Source organism: Halalkalibacterium halodurans (assembly GCF_005671335.1).
Taxonomy (GTDB): Bacteria; Bacillota; Bacilli; order Bacillales; family Bacillaceae_D; genus Halalkalibacterium; species Halalkalibacterium halodurans.
This window is the reverse complement of sequence record NZ_CP040441.1, coordinates 2,620,335-2,637,370: the sequence shown is the minus strand read 5'-3', so window position 1 is coordinate 2,637,370 and position 17,036 is coordinate 2,620,335. Positions and strand designations below refer to the sequence as shown.

Annotated in this window: 15 protein-coding genes; 14 read left to right on the top strand and 1 reads right to left on the bottom strand. The window is 46.8% G+C overall.

The window, feature by feature from the left end:
- Nucleotides 1-170 precede the first annotated feature (170 nt).
- The 11 genes from coaBC (at nt 171) to spoVM (ending at nt 13,584) form a co-directional block, all read left to right on the top strand.
- Complete coding sequence (gene coaBC / locus FED51_RS12745; protein ID WP_053430929.1) at nt 171-1,385, top strand: bifunctional phosphopantothenoylcysteine decarboxylase/phosphopantothenate--cysteine ligase CoaBC; 1,215 nt, start codon at nt 171-173, stop codon at nt 1,383-1,385.
- Nucleotides 1,382-3,796, top strand: a complete 2,415-nt coding sequence (gene priA / locus FED51_RS12740) for a primosomal protein N' (RefSeq protein WP_053430930.1) — start codon at nt 1,382-1,384, stop codon at nt 3,794-3,796. Before coaBC ends, priA begins: the two co-directional genes overlap by 4 nt.
- 31 nt (nt 3,797-3,827) lie before the next feature.
- Nucleotides 3,828-4,781 carry a methionyl-tRNA formyltransferase gene (fmt, locus tag FED51_RS12735; protein WP_010898659.1) on the top strand — a complete coding sequence of 318 codons (954 nt, stop codon included), beginning with the start codon at nt 3,828-3,830 and terminating at the stop codon, nt 4,779-4,781.
- The gene (gene rsmB / locus FED51_RS12730) at nt 4,771-6,123 is read left to right on the top strand and encodes a 16S rRNA (cytosine(967)-C(5))-methyltransferase RsmB (protein ID WP_053430931.1); all 1,353 of its coding nucleotides are present in this window, start codon (nt 4,771-4,773) and stop codon (nt 6,121-6,123) included. The genes fmt and rsmB overlap by 11 nt, the downstream gene beginning before the upstream one ends.
- Nucleotides 6,124-6,165: 42 nt before the next feature.
- Nucleotides 6,166-7,254: a dual-specificity RNA methyltransferase RlmN gene (gene rlmN / locus FED51_RS12725; protein ID WP_010898657.1), complete on the top strand. Its 1,089-nt coding sequence runs from the start codon at nt 6,166-6,168 to the stop codon at nt 7,252-7,254.
- Nucleotides 7,255-7,262: 8 nt separating this feature from the next.
- Nucleotides 7,263-8,012, top strand: coding sequence for a Stp1/IreP family PP2C-type Ser/Thr phosphatase (locus tag FED51_RS12720; RefSeq protein WP_053430932.1), 750 nt, complete (start codon nt 7,263-7,265; stop codon nt 8,010-8,012).
- A 5-nt stretch (nt 8,013-8,017) separates the two neighbouring features.
- Complete coding sequence (gene pknB, locus FED51_RS12715; RefSeq protein WP_053430933.1) at nt 8,018-10,012, top strand: Stk1 family PASTA domain-containing Ser/Thr kinase; 1,995 nt, start codon at nt 8,018-8,020, stop codon at nt 10,010-10,012.
- Nucleotides 10,013-10,171: 159 nt separating this feature from the next.
- Nucleotides 10,172-11,389 carry an ISL3-like element IS651 family transposase gene (locus tag FED51_RS12710; RefSeq protein WP_138090144.1) on the top strand — a complete coding sequence of 406 codons (1,218 nt, stop codon included), beginning with the start codon at nt 10,172-10,174 and terminating at the stop codon, nt 11,387-11,389.
- 158 nt (nt 11,390-11,547) lie between these two features.
- The gene (gene rsgA / locus FED51_RS12705) at nt 11,548-12,432 is read left to right on the top strand and encodes a ribosome small subunit-dependent GTPase A (RefSeq protein ID WP_053430934.1); all 885 of its coding nucleotides are present in this window, start codon (nt 11,548-11,550) and stop codon (nt 12,430-12,432) included.
- A gap of 5 nt (nt 12,433-12,437) precedes the next feature.
- On the top strand, nt 12,438-13,088 hold the full coding sequence (gene rpe, locus FED51_RS12700) for a ribulose-phosphate 3-epimerase (RefSeq protein WP_053430935.1): 651 nt from the start codon (nt 12,438-12,440) through the stop codon (nt 13,086-13,088).
- Between the two features lie 415 nt (nt 13,089-13,503).
- Nucleotides 13,504-13,584: a stage V sporulation protein SpoVM gene (spoVM, locus tag FED51_RS12695; protein WP_010898652.1), complete on the top strand. Its 81-nt coding sequence runs from the start codon at nt 13,504-13,506 to the stop codon at nt 13,582-13,584.
- 152 nt (nt 13,585-13,736) lie between these two features.
- Here the strand turns inward: spoVM and rpmB are convergent, their stop codons facing one another.
- Nucleotides 13,737-13,925, bottom strand: coding sequence for a 50S ribosomal protein L28 (gene rpmB / locus FED51_RS12690; RefSeq protein WP_010898651.1), 189 nt, complete (start codon nt 13,923-13,925; stop codon nt 13,737-13,739).
- 273 nt (nt 13,926-14,198) lie between these two features.
- On the opposite strand from rpmB, the gene FED51_RS12685 reads away from it, so the two are divergent.
- The 3 genes from FED51_RS12685 (at nt 14,199) to sdaAB (ending at nt 17,016) form a co-directional block, all read left to right on the top strand.
- The gene (locus FED51_RS12685; protein WP_010898650.1) at nt 14,199-14,561 is read left to right on the top strand and encodes an Asp23/Gls24 family envelope stress response protein; all 363 of its coding nucleotides are present in this window, start codon (nt 14,199-14,201) and stop codon (nt 14,559-14,561) included.
- A 21-nt stretch (nt 14,562-14,582) separates the two neighbouring features.
- A complete protein-coding gene (locus FED51_RS12680) occupies nt 14,583-16,256 on the top strand; it encodes a DAK2 domain-containing protein (RefSeq protein WP_053430936.1) in 1,674 nt (557 codons plus the stop codon).
- A gap of 97 nt (nt 16,257-16,353) precedes the next feature.
- On the top strand, nt 16,354-17,016 hold the full coding sequence (sdaAB, locus tag FED51_RS12675; protein WP_010898648.1) for an L-serine ammonia-lyase, iron-sulfur-dependent subunit beta: 663 nt from the start codon (nt 16,354-16,356) through the stop codon (nt 17,014-17,016).
- Nucleotides 17,017-17,036: the final 20 nt, after the last annotated feature.

Genomic DNA, 17,036 nt, shown 5'->3' with positions numbered 1-17,036 from the left:
ATTAAAACCAAAGGCTTTCGCGATTTGGTGATGAGCCAAGCGTTTCTATCACTTTAATTATGGAAGGATTAAAGAATACGAAAAACGCCGCTCTGGCTAGTAAAGCTTGGCGGTAAGCTAAGCTCTTCTCATGTGAAAGTCTGAGATCAGAACAAAATGGGGGATAGGACATGCTACAAGGGAAACGCGTCGTTTTAGGTGTATCAGGAGGGATTGCCGCGTTTAAATCAGCCGCTTTCGCGAGTAAGCTCGTCCAAGCAGGTGCTGAAGTGAAGGTTGTCATGACAGAGGGGGCGAAAAAATTTGTCACTCCGCTCACGTTCCAAGCATTGACCCGGCATCCGGTCTACGATGACACATTTTCAGAACCAGATCCGAGCGAAATTGCTCATATTCAGCTTGCCGATTGGGCAGACGTGATCATCATTGCGCCAGCGACGGCCAACTTGATCGGTAAATTAGCCAACGGGGTTGCAGATGACATGCTCTCAACGATGTTACTGGCAACGAAAGCACCCATTTATCTCGCACCAGCGATGAATGTCAACATGTATGAACACCCTGCCGTGCAGCGAAATATGCAGCAGCTCGCGAAGGATGGCTATCGGCTGCTGGAGCCGGGTGCTGGTTATTTAGCTTGTGGCTGGATCGGAAAAGGGCGTATGCCTGAACCGGAAGATTTGTTGAAGACAATCGAAGTCCACTTTACCCCACCATCGTCAAGCTTAGCGGGGAAAAAGATCGTGATCACTGCTGGGCCGACGCAGGAAACAATTGATCCTATCCGTTTTTTTACGAATCGCTCGTCAGGAAAAATGGGGTATGCGTTAGCGAAAGCAGCGCGAGACTTTGGTGGAAACGTAACACTCATTTCTGGACCAACTTCACTAGAAAAGCCCGATGGGGTTAGCGTCGTGAATGTCAAATCTGCACAAGACATGTATGAAGCGGTCTTGGCTGAATTCTCCGATGCCGATGTCGTAATCAAAACAGCAGCCGTGGCTGATTATCGCCCGAGGGTAGTCCATGAGCAGAAAGTGAAAAAGAAGGACGGCGACTGGGTGATTGAACTTGAACGAACGGTTGACATTTTAAAGACGTTAGGCGAAAAGAAAGAAAGCCAATTCCTCGTTGGTTTTGCAGCAGAATCGCAAGAAGTAGAAACATACGCACAAAAAAAACTAAAAGAAAAAAACGCAGATATGATTGTGGCGAACAATGTAACCGAGGAAGGAGCAGGGTTTCAAATCGATACGAACCGAGTGACGGTTTATTTTAAGCAAGGAGACGTGAAGCCTTTGCCATTGATGACAAAAGACGAAGTGGCACACTGTCTGATCATGATGATTAGCGAACAATTGGAAAAAGGAAGAGAGAACCAATGATCGTTGAAGTCGTCGTCGATGTGCCAACGATGCAAACCGACCGTCGGTACGATTACCTTGTACCAGAACGACTGGAGTCGATCATTGAGTCCGGATTGCGTGTCGTTGTGCCTTTTGGACCAAGGAAGGTTCAAGGGTTTGTTCTGGCGGTGAAGCACGAATCTAGCGTGAAAAAAGGTAAATTAAAAGAGTTGGCGGATGTCCTTGACGGTAAGCCCGTCCTGACACAGGAACTACTGGAGTTAGGGGAATGGCTAACGGATGAGACGCTCTGCTTTCAAGTATCTGCTTACCAGGCGATGCTGCCAGCTGCGATGCGGACAAAGGTGATCAAACAGCTACGTTTGCTGACCGAAGTGGACAAGCTTCCGAGCGCTATCCGACCTTATTTTCAAACGCAAGACGCCATAACGTGGGAAACGCTTGCCAACGAAAGAAAAGAAGTGCTTCAGCATGTGAAATCGGCATTGAACGAGCAGTTGCTTGAATGGACGTATGTAGTTGAAGACAAGGGTCGAAAAAAAACAGAGCGAATCACCGTCCAATTAAGTCACGTAAACAAAGACGAAGGACTTGAACAGATTCCGAAACGAGCGAAAAAGCAGCGGGACATGTGGTTGTTCTTAGCCGAGCAAGGCGGTCGTTATCCGTCCCTCTCGTTAATTGAAGCGCTAGAGACAACACGAGCAACCTTAAAGGGACTTATGGATAAAGGGCTAGTGAAGGAAATTGAGGAAGAAGTTTATCGCGACCCGTTTCTTGAGAAAGATGTCGAGCGAACGGAACCCCTTCCGTTAACCATTGCCCAACAGAACGTTGCTACGCCAATTGCGAGAAGCATCGAAGAGAACCGCCATGAGCCGTTTCTTCTTCATGGCGTAACTGGGAGTGGGAAGACAGAGATTTATTTGCAAGCGATCAACCGTGTCCTCGCGAAAGGGAAGCAAGCGATCGTTCTCGTTCCGGAAATCTCCCTTACTCCCCAAATGGTTCATCGGTTTCGCAGCCGGTTCGGTTCAAAAGTGGCTGTTATGCATTCTGGGCTGTCCGTTGGTGAAAAGTATGATGAATGGCGGAAGATTCATCGCCGTGAAGTACAGGTTGTCGTCGGTGCCCGTTCCGCTATTTTTGCGCCATTTGAAAATTTAGGGATTATTATTATTGATGAAGAACATGAAAGTACGTACAAGCAAGAAGAAGCGCCCCGTTATCATGCAAGGGATGTGGCGATGTTCCGCGGACGTTATCATCGGTGCCCGGTTATTTTAGGAAGTGCAACGCCTGCGTTAGAGTCCTATGCACGGGCGAAAAAAGGGGTGTATACGCTCCTCTCTTTGACAGAGCGTGTGAACGACCGCCCGATGCCGACCGTTGAGGTAGTTGACATGCGGGAAGAGCTGAGAGGCGGTAATCGCTCCATGTTTTCAGAAGCATTGTTTTCTAAGTTAAAGCAACGGCTTGAACGAGGGGAACAAAGCGTTTTATTTTTAAATAGACGAGGGTATTCAACGTTCGTCATGTGTCGAGACTGTGGGTATGTAGCTACATGTGAGCACTGTGACATTTCCCTTACGTACCATCGGAGCAACCATTCGTTAAAATGTCACTACTGCGGCCATGAAGAGCCGATGCCGAAGGTGTGTAAGTCGTGTGGGAGTGAACATATCCGTTTTTTCGGCTCAGGTACACAAAAGGTGGAAGAAGAATTGAGAAAAGTGTTGCCTGAGGCTAGAGTCATCCGCATGGATGTAGACACGACGCGAAAAAAGGGAGCCCATGAACAGCTGCTGAAACAGTTCGGTCAAGGGGAAGCCGACATTTTGCTTGGGACGCAGATGATCGCCAAAGGATTGGACTTTCCGAACATAACCCTCGTGGGAATCCTGGCAGCGGACGCGATGTTGCACTTACCAGACTTTCGTGCGACCGAACGGACATTTCAACTGTTATCACAAGTGAGCGGCCGGGCCGGGCGTCACACGTTGCCTGGAGAGGTCGTTGTGCAGACGTACTCGCCAGACCATTACAGCATCGAACTCGTGAAGCAACACGATTATTTGTCTTACTTTGAGACAGAAATGATGTATCGCAGGCAAGGAGGCTACCCGCCGTACTATTATTTAACACTCATTCATATTAGTCACTCACAAATTACGAAGGTCATTGATGTATCGGAGAAGATTGTCCGCTTCTTAAGAGAGCAGTTAGATGACCGAGCGATCGTCTTAGGGCCAGTCGTCTCACCGATTGCGAGGATCAACGATAGATATCGTTACCAATGTCTGATAAAATACAAAAATGAACCAGAATTAAGCCGAATTCTACGTGAAATTCGTCAGCACTTTTTGCAGGAAACGAGCCGTGGCGAATTGCAGGTAAACATTGATAGACAGCCTTATCTGTTTATGTAAAATGCGACTAATGGAAAGGTAGATGGAACGAATGAAGATTGTCTTTATGGGGACACCGGACTTCTCTGTTCCGGTGCTTCGTCGTTTAATTGAAGATGGATATACGATCGCAGCTGTTGTCACCCAGCCAGATCGCCCAGTTGGACGAAAACGGGTGTTAACCCCGCCGCCGGTGAAGGTGGAGGCGGAGAAGCATCAAATTCCGGTTTTGCAACCAGAAAAAATTCGGGACGAGGCCGAGCTAGAGCGTCTGTTTTCCTTTGAACCTGATCTTATTGTAACAGCCGCGTTCGGACAAATTCTTCCTAACGCTTTGCTTGAGTATCCGAAGCATGGCTGCATTAACGTTCACGCATCGTTATTGCCGAAGTATCGCGGCGGGGCGCCGATTCATCAAGCGATCATTGATGGTGAAAAAGAAACAGGGATTACGATTATGTACATGGCTGAGAAGCTAGACGCAGGTGACATTTTAACACAAGTGACTGTCCCAATTGCGGATGACGATCATGTCGGGTCTTTGCATAATAAACTAAGTGAGGCCGGGGCAGCCTTATTAGCAAAAACAATTCCGCCGCTGATTAAAGGCGAACTCCAGTCGATTCCGCAAGACGATCAGCTCGCCACGTTTGCTCCAAACATTACCCGTGAGAAAGAAGAGATCGATTGGCGTAAGGAGGGAGAACGAATTTACAATCAAATTCGCGGACTCCATCCATGGCCAGTGGCTTATACGCTTTGGAATGGGAAGCCAATGAAAATATGGTGGGCTGAAAAAGTGAGCAGCCCGAAAAAAGAAGCCCCAGGTACCGTTATAGCCTTGGAGGAAAACGGTTTTCTCGTTGCCACAGGTGACGAAACTGCGCTGAAAGTGACAGATCTCCAGCCAGCTGGGAAAAAACGTATGCTGGCAAGGGACTTTTTGCGCGGGGCAGGAAGTCAGCTATCGGTTGGAAGTGTGTTAGGAGGACAGGATGGCAGCTAAGTCAGTACGGGAAGTGGCGCTTGAAACCTTAGTGCAAATTGAAAAAAGTCAAGCGTACAGCAATCTATTGCTTAACCAAAAAATAAAACAAGCGAACTTGGAGCCTCGTGATATCGGGTTATTAACCGAGCTCGTCTACGGGACGGTTCAACGGCAAAAAACACTCGATTACTATATCGCCTCGTTCGTCGCAAAAGGAAAAAGGAAGCTGGAGGATTGGGTGCGGATCCTCCTCCGACTTTCTGTCTATCAGCTCGTTTATTTGGACAAGGTCCCTCCCCATGCGATTATTCACGAAGCGGTGAACATCGCGAAAAAGCGGGGCCATAAAGGAATAAGCGGTCTAGTAAACGGGGTGCTTCGTTCCATGCAGCGCCAAGGGATGCCGCCGTTTGCGGCAATCGAGGATAAGGTGAAGCGTTTAGCTGTTGAATATAGCTATCCTGAGTGGCTTGTAAAACGATGGATCGATCAATACGGGGAGGAAGAGACGGTCTCTATTTGTGAAGAAATGCTACTGCCCCCGAAAGTCACCGCTCGGGTTAATGTTAGAAAACGAACGGTCGAGGAAGCGTTGGAACGGTTAGAACATGAAGGAGTACAAGCGACGAATGGGGTTCTTTCCGACGACGCCATTGTCGTTGATAAAGGAACGATTACGTCGACTCGTCTGTTTCAAGATGGGGAGCTCACGATTCAAGATGAAAGCTCCATGCTCGTTGCAAGAGCTGTAGCCCCTCGTCCAGGAGAGCGAATTTTGGACGCTTGTGCAGCGCCTGGCGGGAAATCGACTCATATGGCAGAGCGTATGGACGGTGAAGGGACGATTGTTTCCCTAGACATGCACCGTCATAAAGTGAAGTTGATCGAAGAGCAGGCGAAGCGCCTTGGCCTTGACAATATAAAAGCCCAGACGTTAGATGCACGAAAGGCGCGTGAGGTGTTTGCGGACGAGCCGTTTGACCGAATTCTCGTCGATGCCCCATGCAGCGGGCTCGGTGTCATCCGGCGGAAGCCTGATATTAAATGGACGAAAAGGGAAGCAGACATGAAAGCGATCCGCAATGTGCAACTGGATATCCTTTCATCTGTCGCCAAGCTTGTTAAACCAAGCGGGTTACTCATCTACAGTACATGCACGATCGACCAACTAGAAAACGAGCAGGTTATCGCTGAATTTATGGAGGCGCACGGTGAGTTTTCCATCGATGATACGGTTCTTGACCGTTTGCCAGCTGCTGTACAAGCGACGTGCAACATTCGTGAAGGGATGGTGACCATACTTCCCCATCATTTTGGAACCGATGGCTTCTTTATCACTTGCTTGAAAAAAGGAACGTGACATCACAATGGGCATGGTACTATAAAGAAAGGACGTGAAACGGTGGAACAACTAAAAGTGGAAGTCGATCCAAAACAAGGGGGAGACCTTCCATCCATCTACACGCTACAGTTTGAAGAATTAGAGATGTGGCTAAAAGAGCAAGGTGAACCGAAATTTCGCGCAACCCAAATCTTTGAATGGCTCTATGAAAAAAGAGTGAAGCAGTTTCAAGAAATGACGAACCTATCGAAGGATTTGCGCGCGAAGCTAGAGAAACATTTTAACTTAACGACATTAAAAACGGTGACAAAGCAACAATCCTCCGACGGCACGATCAAATTTTTATTTGAGTTACACGACGGCTATTCCATTGAAACAGTCGTCATGCGCCATAACTATGGGAACAGTGTTTGTGTCACAACCCAAGTCGGCTGCCGTCTCGGCTGTACGTTTTGTGCTTCTACTTTAGGAGGCTTGAAGCGAAACTTGGAAGCAGGAGAAATCGTCGCTCAAGTCGTAGAAGCACAGCGTGCCATGGACGAACAGGGCGAGCGAGTTGGCTCGATTGTCGTCATGGGGATTGGCGAGCCGTTTGACAATTATCAAGCGTTGATGCCATTTTTAAAAACCGTCAATCATGATAAAGGGCTCAACATTGGTGCACGCCATATTACCGTTTCGACTAGTGGTGTTGTGCCAAAAATATATCAATTCGCCGATGAAGGGCTGCAAATCAATTTCGCTATTTCTTTACATGCACCAAACACGGAGTTACGAAGTAAGTTGATGCCGGTAAACCGGGCCTGGCCTCTTCCGAAGCTGATGGACGCGATCCGTTATTACATTGACAAAACTGGTCGACGTGTTACGTTTGAGTATGGTCTTTTCGGAGGGGAAAACGATCAGGTTGAGCATGCTGAAGAACTTGCCGATCTAATTAAAGACATTAAATGCCATGTGAACTTAATCCCGGTAAATTATGTTCCGGAGCGAGATTATGTTCGCACGCCCCGTGATCAAATTTTTGCGTTTGAACGTACGTTAAAAGAGCGGGGTGTCAATGTGACAATTCGCCGCGAGCAAGGTCATGATATTGATGCGGCTTGTGGGCAGCTGAGGGCGAAGGAGAGGAAAGAAGAAACGAGGTGACCGGGAACATGAACTTTTCATTTTTAACCGATGTTGGGAAGGTTCGTCCTCATAATGAGGATAACGGGACAATTATGGAAAAGAACGGGCAACTGCTCGTCGTGGTTGCTGACGGGATGGGAGGTCATCAAGCGGGCGATGTAGCGAGCAAGATGGCAACTGAGCTGCTGAAAGAAGCGTGGGAGGAAGCGAGCCTTTCCCCTTCTAGTCAAGAAAGCGAAGGGTGGCTCCGGAATCAAGTGCTTCATGTGAATGAGAGCCTTTATCATTACGCGCAAAAGCATGAAGAATGTCAAGGAATGGGCACTACATTAGTTGCGGCAATTGTCGATAAGGAACGAGTGACAATTGCGCATATTGGGGACAGTCGTGCGTATTTATTGAATGAGCACGGATTTTCCCAAAAGACAAGGGACCACTCCCTTGTCAATGAGCTCGTTCGTACGGGGCAAATTTCAGACGAAGAAGCTGAGCACCATCCGCGCAAAAATGTATTGCTCAGAGCGCTTGGGACCGAATTGGATATCAAGATCGATCTGACTACCTTCTCATGGGAGCCAGATGATGTTCTCCTATTATGTTCAGATGGTCTATCAAATAAGCTATCAAATGAAGATTTTGCTCGGTACATGTCTGGTACGAAAGAAGTTAATGAAACGGCGAGAGAGATGGTACAATTAGCGAACGATCGCGGGGGCGAAGACAATATCACAGTGGCGTTAATTAAAAATACAGGTTCCTCGTCTGAAGACAGGTGATCGATATGATAGGAAAGCGAATTAGTGGTCGCTATGAAATTCTAGAAACAATTGGTGGCGGCGGGATGGCCGATGTATACAAAGCAATGGACGTCATTTTGGACCGCCAAGTCGCTGTGAAAGTCTTGCAGGCTCAATTTTCGAAGGATGAACAGTTCATTAAGCGGTTTCGCCGCGAAGCCCAAGCAGCAACCAGCTTAGCCCATCAAAATGTCGTCAGTATTTATGATGTAGGGGAAGAAGAGAACCTATACTACATCGTCATGGAGTACGTGGAGGGCCCTACTCTTAAGGAGCTGATCCAACAGCGAGGGCCGTTACCTGTTGACGAAACGATTGATATTATGAGTCAAATGATGGCGGCAATCTCTCACGCCCACATGAATCAAATTGTCCACCGTGACATTAAACCTCATAACATTTTAATTGGTGAGGATGGTGTCGTAAAGGTGACTGACTTTGGCATTGCCCGCGCCATGTCATCTGCGACGATTACCCATACAAACTCGGTGATGGGTTCCGTCCATTACTTATCACCAGAACAAGCACGAGGCGGCCTTGTTACATTTAAGTCCGATATTTACTCACTCGGAATTGTGCTGTTTGAAATGGTAACGGGTCAACTGCCGTTTTCAGGTGACACAGCCGTCTCGATTGCCTTAAAGCATTTGCAAAATGACATTCCGTCGCCGAAAGAAATTCAGCCATCTTTGCCGCAAAGCATTGAAAACGTGATTGTAAAAGCGACAGCGAAAGATCCGTTTTACCGGTACGGAACTGTCTCGGAGATGGACGAGGATTTATCAACTGCCCTCGATCCTGCTAGAGTGAATGAGCGTCCTTATGATCAGAAAGAGGATGACGAGGAAGCAACAAAGGCGATCCCCATTATAAAAGACGAGCAGTTAGAGCAAGAGGATTTCGAAAAGACAATGGAAGCTCCTCCGATCAAAAAGGTCGAGGAACCGAAGGCACCTGCAGCAGAAGAGGAAGTAAAGAAGCCGAAAAAGAAAAGGCGGAAATGGTTGTGGGCGGTCTTGATCGTTCTCTTCCTGCTAATTGGGACGGGTGTTACAGCACTTGCCTTAATGCCGAGCTGGTTCCAAGTAGATGATGTGGACGTTCCGGATGTTCGAGAGAGTTCGTTTGAAGAGGCTGAAGCAGAACTGAGAAGCCTAGGTTTAGAAGTGGAGCGAGAAGATGTGGAGGACGATGCTCCTGCAGAAGAAGTCGTCAGTCAACATCCACGACCAGGCTCTGTCGTCAAACAAGGGTCGACCGTTCGATTATTCGTAAGCACGGGCCCTGAGGAAGGGCAGATGATTGATGTCACAGGCAGAACGATTGAGGAAGCTCAGCGTTTATTAAATGATTTTGCCGATGTCCGGTTAGAAGAGCGGGAAACGAATGATGTTTCACCAGGCATCGTCATTGAGCAAACGCCAGAAGCTGGTGAGTCGGTTGTCCCTGAAGAAACAACCGTTACCCTGATCTATAGTGCAACGAGCGACATTGTCTTGGAAAATATGCAAGGAATGACCGAGAATGAGGCTCATGGGTATTTACAGGAAAACGGTCTTCGCACACGTTTTTCCTATGACTATTCCAGTTCTGTCGCCGAGGGGCGGGTCATCTCTCATTCGCCAGCGAGCGGGGCGACGGTAAGTGAGGGGGATGACGTTACCATTGTGGTTTCACGGGGACCTGAACCACAAACGGATCAGGGAGGCGGTCAGCAAGAACAGCCGCAGCAACCGCAGCAGCCGCAAACCCGCTCTCATCTGGTTAACCAACCGATTGAGGCATCACAAGAAGTGCAAGTTCGTATCGTCTACCGTGACGCAACGACAGGTGGGCAAGATCGAGTGTTTATAGATGAGACAATCAGTGAAACGAAAACATATCAAATTCCATTAGAAGCGAGCGCGGATCAACCTGGGTCGTTTGACCTTTACATTAACGGTGAATTCGTCAAATCATCGAGAGAGTATACCTATTGATTGACACTAGAGCTTAGCCGATCGGTTAAGCTCTTTCTGGCTCTACAATAAATGTTGGGGTTTTTGCACAAAAGAGGGCAAAAAAAATGCACGCAGGCTCCTTTATCCATTATCCTTGAATTGCCTAGAAACAAAGAAAGGATAGGAGCTGCGTGTACGATGAATTTTACCATGGATTTGCCCGGATTAAAAGGTGTGAAGGTCACAAAGATGGAGGAACGAGAGGACTTTATCGCGCTCCATGTAGAAATGCCGCGAACGCCTCATCGTTGCCCATCCTGCGGGGAGAGAACCGAGAGAATCCATGATTACCGCATCCAAAAAGTTCAACATCTCAAGCTCTTTGAACGGTGGGTGTATCTATTCTATCGAAAGCGCCGGTACGCGTGCAGATGCGGGAAGCGGTTTGCGGAGAAAGCCTGTTTTGTAGAGCGATATCAGCGTCAGACAGTGGAATGGAATCAAGCGTTTCGCTTACGGCTCATTCAAGGGAAGAACTTTACGGACACAGCGAATCAATTCCAAACGTCCGTGACAACTGCCATGCGCCGGTTTGATCAATTGGCGGCCCCCCTCGTGAAGAAGGTGGATCACCTTCCTCCTCGGATTGCGATTGATGATTACAAAGGGGATACGAATGCGGGGAAATATCAAGTGATCATTGCGGATGCAGATACACGGAAGCCACTGGATATCTTACCGGATCGTAAAGCCGATACGCTTAAACGATATCTTCAAGAGAAGGGTCATCATGTGAAAACAGTCGTGATGGATCTCAGTTATACCTTCAAGTCGGCTGTTCAAAAGGCCTTAGGCCACCCGCTCATCATTGGGGATCCGTTCCATTTCTGTCGTTACATCTACTGGGCTCTGGAAGGGGTTCGCCGCCGAGTGCAAAAAGCGTTCCATCCGTATCATCGAAAACGATGTAAACGGATCAAACATCTGTTTCAGAAAGAGAGAGAAGGACTGGATGATAAGCAAAAGAAGAAGGTGGAGCGGTACTTAGAGCTATCCCCTGATTTAAGGGAAGCGTATGAGCTAAAAGAACATTTTCGTCAGTGGTATCAAGAAGCGAAGATGCAAGGAAGGGAAGGACGAATGAGCGAGGTGAAGCAAGGGCTCTACGCCTTTTACCGAAGAGTGGAGGCGAGCCCGTTAAAGGAGTTCCACCGAGCCATTCAGACGCTGAAGAACTGGCAGACCGAGATCTTGAATAGCCTCGCGTTTGGCTTAAACAATGGTTTTATTGAAGGACTGAATAATCAAACGAAGGTGATTAAGAGAAATGCCTTTGGTTTTCGGCGTTATGATCGCTTGCGAAACCGTATTCTCTTGCATCATCAATTCAAACATCAGACATTCGGGGTAGGATAAGAGGGGCTCGCCCTCCTATGCCACCCCAACATTTGACTAAGAACCTTTTTTCTTGCTACTGTGAAAACCGTCTAAGTGCATGCAGGGATTAGACATTCACATTCAGCTCTTTTTTCGCTACAATAAGAATGGTAAAAACGAGAGACAAGGAGGCTTGCATGCCGAAAGGAACGATTGTTAAAGCATTAAGTGGGTTTTATTACGTCCAAAATGAAGATGGTCTGTTTCAATGTCGAGGGCGGGGAAACTTTCGTAATCGAAACATTAAGCCGTTAGTAGGGGATGAGGTAGTATTCGAAGCAGAAAACAAAACGGATGGCTACGTTCTAGAGATAATGGAACGAAAAAATGAATTGATCAGACCCCCCATTGCCAATGTCGACCGAGCCATACTCGTCTTTTCTGCAGCAGAACCGACATTCTCGCCCTTGCTGTTAGACCGATTTCTTGTCCATGTGGAAGCGAACGGAATTGAACCGTTGATCGTGATAAGCAAGATCGATCTGTTGACCGAAGGAGAATTAGAGACGATCAAGCAGTATCGAAATGATTATGAACAGCTTGGGTATAAAGTTTATTTGACGTCCACGATTGAACAACTCGGGCTAGACGCTATCCGAAAAGCGTTTGACGATCATGTGTCCGTCATTGCAGGACAATCAGGTGTAGGGAAGTCCTCGCTTCTAAACGCCATAAACCCGGCTTTGGATATTGAAACGAATCAAATCTCTTCCCACCTAGGAAGAGGAAAGCATACGACGCGCCATGTGGAGCTTATTCCATTCGGGTCGGGTCTCGTAGCAGATACACCAGGGTTTAGCTCCCTTGATTTTATTGATATGGAACCGGAAGAGCTGTCCCACTATTTTCCTGAAATGAGAGACCGCCTCCCGTCATGTAAATTTCGCGGCTGCACCCATACGCAAGAACCGAAATGTGCGGTAAAAGAAGCGTTAGCTCAAGGTGAAATACGCGAATTTCGCTACGAGCATTATGTGACATTTTTAGAAGAAGTAAAAACCCAACATAAACGGAGGTTCTAACCACGATGATTAAAATAGCTCCATCGATTTTATCAGCAGACTTCGCCAACTTAGGAAATGAGATTCAAGATGTGGAGCGAGGAGGGGCGGATTACATTCATGTAGACGTAATGGACGGTCATTTCGTTCCGAATATTACGATCGGTCCATTAATAGTCGATGCGATTCGACCAGTAACGACCCTGCCTCTGGATGTCCATCTAATGATTGAGCAGCCTGACGGATACATTCCTGCCTTCGCGAAAGCAGGGGCAGATATCATCACGGTTCACGTGGAGGCTTGTCCCCATTTGCATCGAACGCTTCATCTCATTAAGGAAAGCGGCGTAAAAGCGGGTGTTGTCTTAAATCCAGCGACACCTGTCTCCTCGATTCAGCATGTGCTATCAGATGTGGATATGGTGTTGTTCATGACGGTCAATCCTGGATTTGGCGGGCAACGGTTCATCCCTTCTGTCCTACCAAAAATAAAAGAATTAGCTTCTCTAAAAAAAGAGCAGGGGCTAACCTTTGAGATTGAAGTAGACGGTGGTGTAAACGAAGAAACGGCGAAACAGTGCGTGGAGGCGGGGGCGAATGTGTTAGTGGCAGGTTCGGCTGTTTTTAATGAGGAAGATCGGGCAGCAGCGATTAAGCGAATTAGAGGTAGTATTTGAGGAGAACGGCAGCTAAACAAGCTGTCGTTTTTGCATATTAAGATATTTTAAAATTTTGTTAGTAAAGTTCGTACGAGAGTTAGCTCTAAGGACAAACGGCACTGTTGCGTTTTAAAAGCTCGCAATCACTTAGGGTCAACATAACCGTTCGAAGCGAAATGTTCATCCTCTTTCGTTCACTAGATTGGATTTCTTTCAGTAAAGGAACATAAACAAAGCATTGGCGCATATGATAGAGACAGGAAGACAAGAGCAAGGACGGTGAAAAAAAAAGGAATAGATCGAGGGGTTTGGATATAGTAGTAAAAGAGAAGGATTTATTTTCTGTTGTTTTCAAGTAACCATAACCTGTCGATCTTAAAAAAGAGGGGGCACAACCCCTTGCCTACGCGCATTCATGTGAGGAGGAGGAACTATGAAATTTTATACGATTAAGTTGCCGAAATTCCTTGGCGGGGTCGTACGGGCTGTGTTAAATTCGTTTAAAAAGGGGTGAGGAAGCATCGTCACGGTACGGTGCTTTTTCTCATGCGGGTGAGCCTTAAGGAACGAAGGACGGGGGCATTGTTACGCCTCCGTCTCCACGCCTTCAACAGATTTAAAAAACAAAAAACACCTCATGGGAAGAGGTGTTTTTAGCCATACTTATTATACGCGCTCAACTTTACCGGATTTTAACGCGCGTGCAGAAACGTAGACACGCTTAGGTTTCCCGTCCACAAGAATACGAACCTTTTGCACGTTCGCTCCCCAGCGGCGCTTCGTTTTGTTCATTGCGTGAGAACGTTTGTTACCACTTTTTGCTTGACGTCCTGTAATGTAGCATTTACGTGCCATGATGTGCACCTCCTTATACCGAAACGATGATCATTATCATCCAAAATCATACTCGACTATAGTAGCACAGGCATTTCAGAAAAGCAATAGTTTCCACGTAACTTTATCAAGGTTTCTTCCTTGACAGTAGTGCTGAAATGGATGGATTTAAGCGAACCGTTCGTTTGCCCGCTTTCAAAAACGATAAGAGTATAGTAAAATGACGTTAAAACGCATTTGCTTTCGCGTTGCTAAGCTGTTCATGATCTTAAGGGAAAGAAGGAGGATGCACGTATGTCCATTGAAATGAAAACCCAATTGGGAACCGTTGATGTGTCAAAAGACGTCGTTGCTACCATTGCTGGGGGCGCTGCCGTCGATTGTTACGGAATCGTTGGAATGGCATCACAGAAGCAAATAAAAGACGGCTTATCTGAATTACTTGGGCGGGAAAATTTTCGTCGTGGGGTCGTCATTCGCGAAGAAGAGGACGAAATACATATCGATATGTACATCATTGTCAGCTACGGAACAAAAATTTCTGAGGTGGCCTACAATGTACAGACGAAAGTCAAGTATCAACTTGAAACCATGTTAGGGATAGATGTGGATTCGGTGAACATTTTTGTTCAAGGGGTTCGCGTGACTAACCCGTAAGTGTGTTAGGAGGAAACGTTTGTGGCAGTAAAAGAGATGGATGGAAAAACATTAGCACACCTTTTCATTGCAGGCGCCAATAATTTATCACAACATGCAAAGGTTGTTGACGCATTAAATGTTTTCCCTGTGCCAGATGGCGACACAGGGACGAATATGAATTTAACCATCACTTCAGGCGCACAAGAAGTGAAAAAGTTTCACGGAGATCATGCCGGTGAATTAGCGGCTGCCTTTGCGAAAGGTTTACTCATGGGAGCACGCGGAAATTCTGGTGTTATTTTATCTCAGCTTTTCCGTGGTTTTTCAAAGAGCGTAGAAGGAAGAAGAGCATTCACCGCTCTTGATTTTGCTGAAGCGTTAACACAAGGAGTGGAAACGGCGTATAAAGCGGTGATGAAGCCCGTTGAAGGAACGATTCTCACTGTTGCAAAGGATAGTGCAAATGCGGCGAAAAAAGCGGTTAAACATACCGATGATTTAGTGTCCTTGATAGAAATCATCGTGACAGAAGCAAAGCAATCGTTGCAGCGAACCCCTGATCTGCTCCCTGTTTTAAAAGAAGTAGGCGTCGTTGATTCAGGTGGACAAGGTCTTGTCTACATTTATGAAGGATTTTTAGCGGCTGTAAAAGGGGAACCATTGAAAGAAGGAATTCATGAGGTTCCATCAATGGACAACCTTATTAAAGTGGAGCACCATCAAAACGCGCAGAGCCATTTGGCAACAGAAGATATTGAATTCGGTTACTGTACGGAAGTTATGGTTCGTTTTGAATCGGATAAGTTGTCCACCTACCCGTTTGATGAGCCAGCGTTTCGCGACGAGTTAAGTGAGTGGGGAGATTCATTGCTTGTCGTTAGTGACGAGGATTTGTTAAAAGTACATATTCATGCCGAGTTCCCTGGTGAAGTATTAACTCGTGCTCAGCGATACGGTAGCCTGATTCATACGAAAATCGAGAATATGAGAGAGCAGCACACGCATCTTCTTGAGGAATCAAAGCAGGCATTCCCAGACCAAGAAAAAAAGCCTCTTAGCGAGCTAGGAATCGTGACCGTGTCAATGGGGGATGGAATTGCTAAGCTGTTCCAAAGCTTAGGAGCAGGCGTTGTCATTCCAGGAGGACAGACGATGAACCCAAGTACTGAAGACATCGTCAAAGCGATTGAGGAAGTTCATGCGAAAAACGTGCTCGTCCTTCCGAATAACGGAAATATTATTTTAGCAGCACAGCAAGCGGCAGATGTGGCAGATGTGAACGTTAAAGTCGTGCCATCAAAAACCGTTCCTCAAGGTCTTGCAGCACTTCTTTCGTTTAACCCGTCGTCAAGCTTAGAGAAAAATGCTAATGTGATGGCGGAGACGATGGCCCATGTCAAATCTGGCCAAGTGACGTACGCTGTTCGCGATACGTCCATCGAGGGGCTCGAAATTAAAAAAGGTCACTTTATGGGCATTCTTGAAAAAGAGATTGTGACCTCAGGTGAAGACATGCTTGATGTAACGAAACGTTTGCTTGAGCAAATGATAGATGAGGACAGCGAAATTGTCACGGTCATTCAAGGTGCAGATGCGACGAATGAACAGACGGAAGAACTTATTCAATTTATTGAACAATCGTATCCAGAAGTTGAAGTAGATGAACAAATTGGTGATCAACCGCTGTATGCTTACTTGTTTGCTGTTGAATAAACTATCAATGAGCAGGAGGGCCCCCTACGAAAGCAAAATCTTTGTAGGGGGTTAATCCATGTAGTGAACGAAAAAGGTTGAAAGGGAGGCACAGCCCATGAAGTACCGTACCGTTTTTGATATTATCGGGCCCGTTATGATTGGGCCATCCAGTTCTCATACAGCTGGCGCTGCCAGGATTGGACGAGTGGCACGAACACTGTTTGGACAACAGCCGGAGCGTTGTGACATATATTTTTACGGTTCGTTTGCAGAAACATATAAGGGACACGGAACAGACGTGGCAATCGTAGGGGGAATTCTCGATTTTGATACGTTTGATCCACGGATTCCCCGCTCACTACAGTTAGCGAAAGAAAAGGGAGTCCGCGTGTACTTTCACGAAGAAGAAGCGATCACAGACCATCCGAATACGGCGAAAGTTGTGCTACAAAAGGGAGAGGATCAATTAGAAGTGGTCGGTGTTTCCATCGGCGGTGGGAAGATTGAGATCGTTGAGTTAAACGGTTTTCACTTGAAGCTATCGGGAAACCATCCAGCGATTCTCGTTGTCCATACCGACCGTTTTGGCGTAATTGCAAGCGTTTCAAATATGTTAGCAAAGCATGAAATTAACATTGGCCATATGGAAGTCTCCCGTAAAGAGAAAGGAAAAGAAGCGCTAATGGTCATCGAAGTGGATCAAAATGTGGACGATCTTTTGCTACAAGAGCTAGAACGATTACCTAACATCGTGACGGTCACGAAAATCCATGATTAACCATAGCTACCCTGTAATAT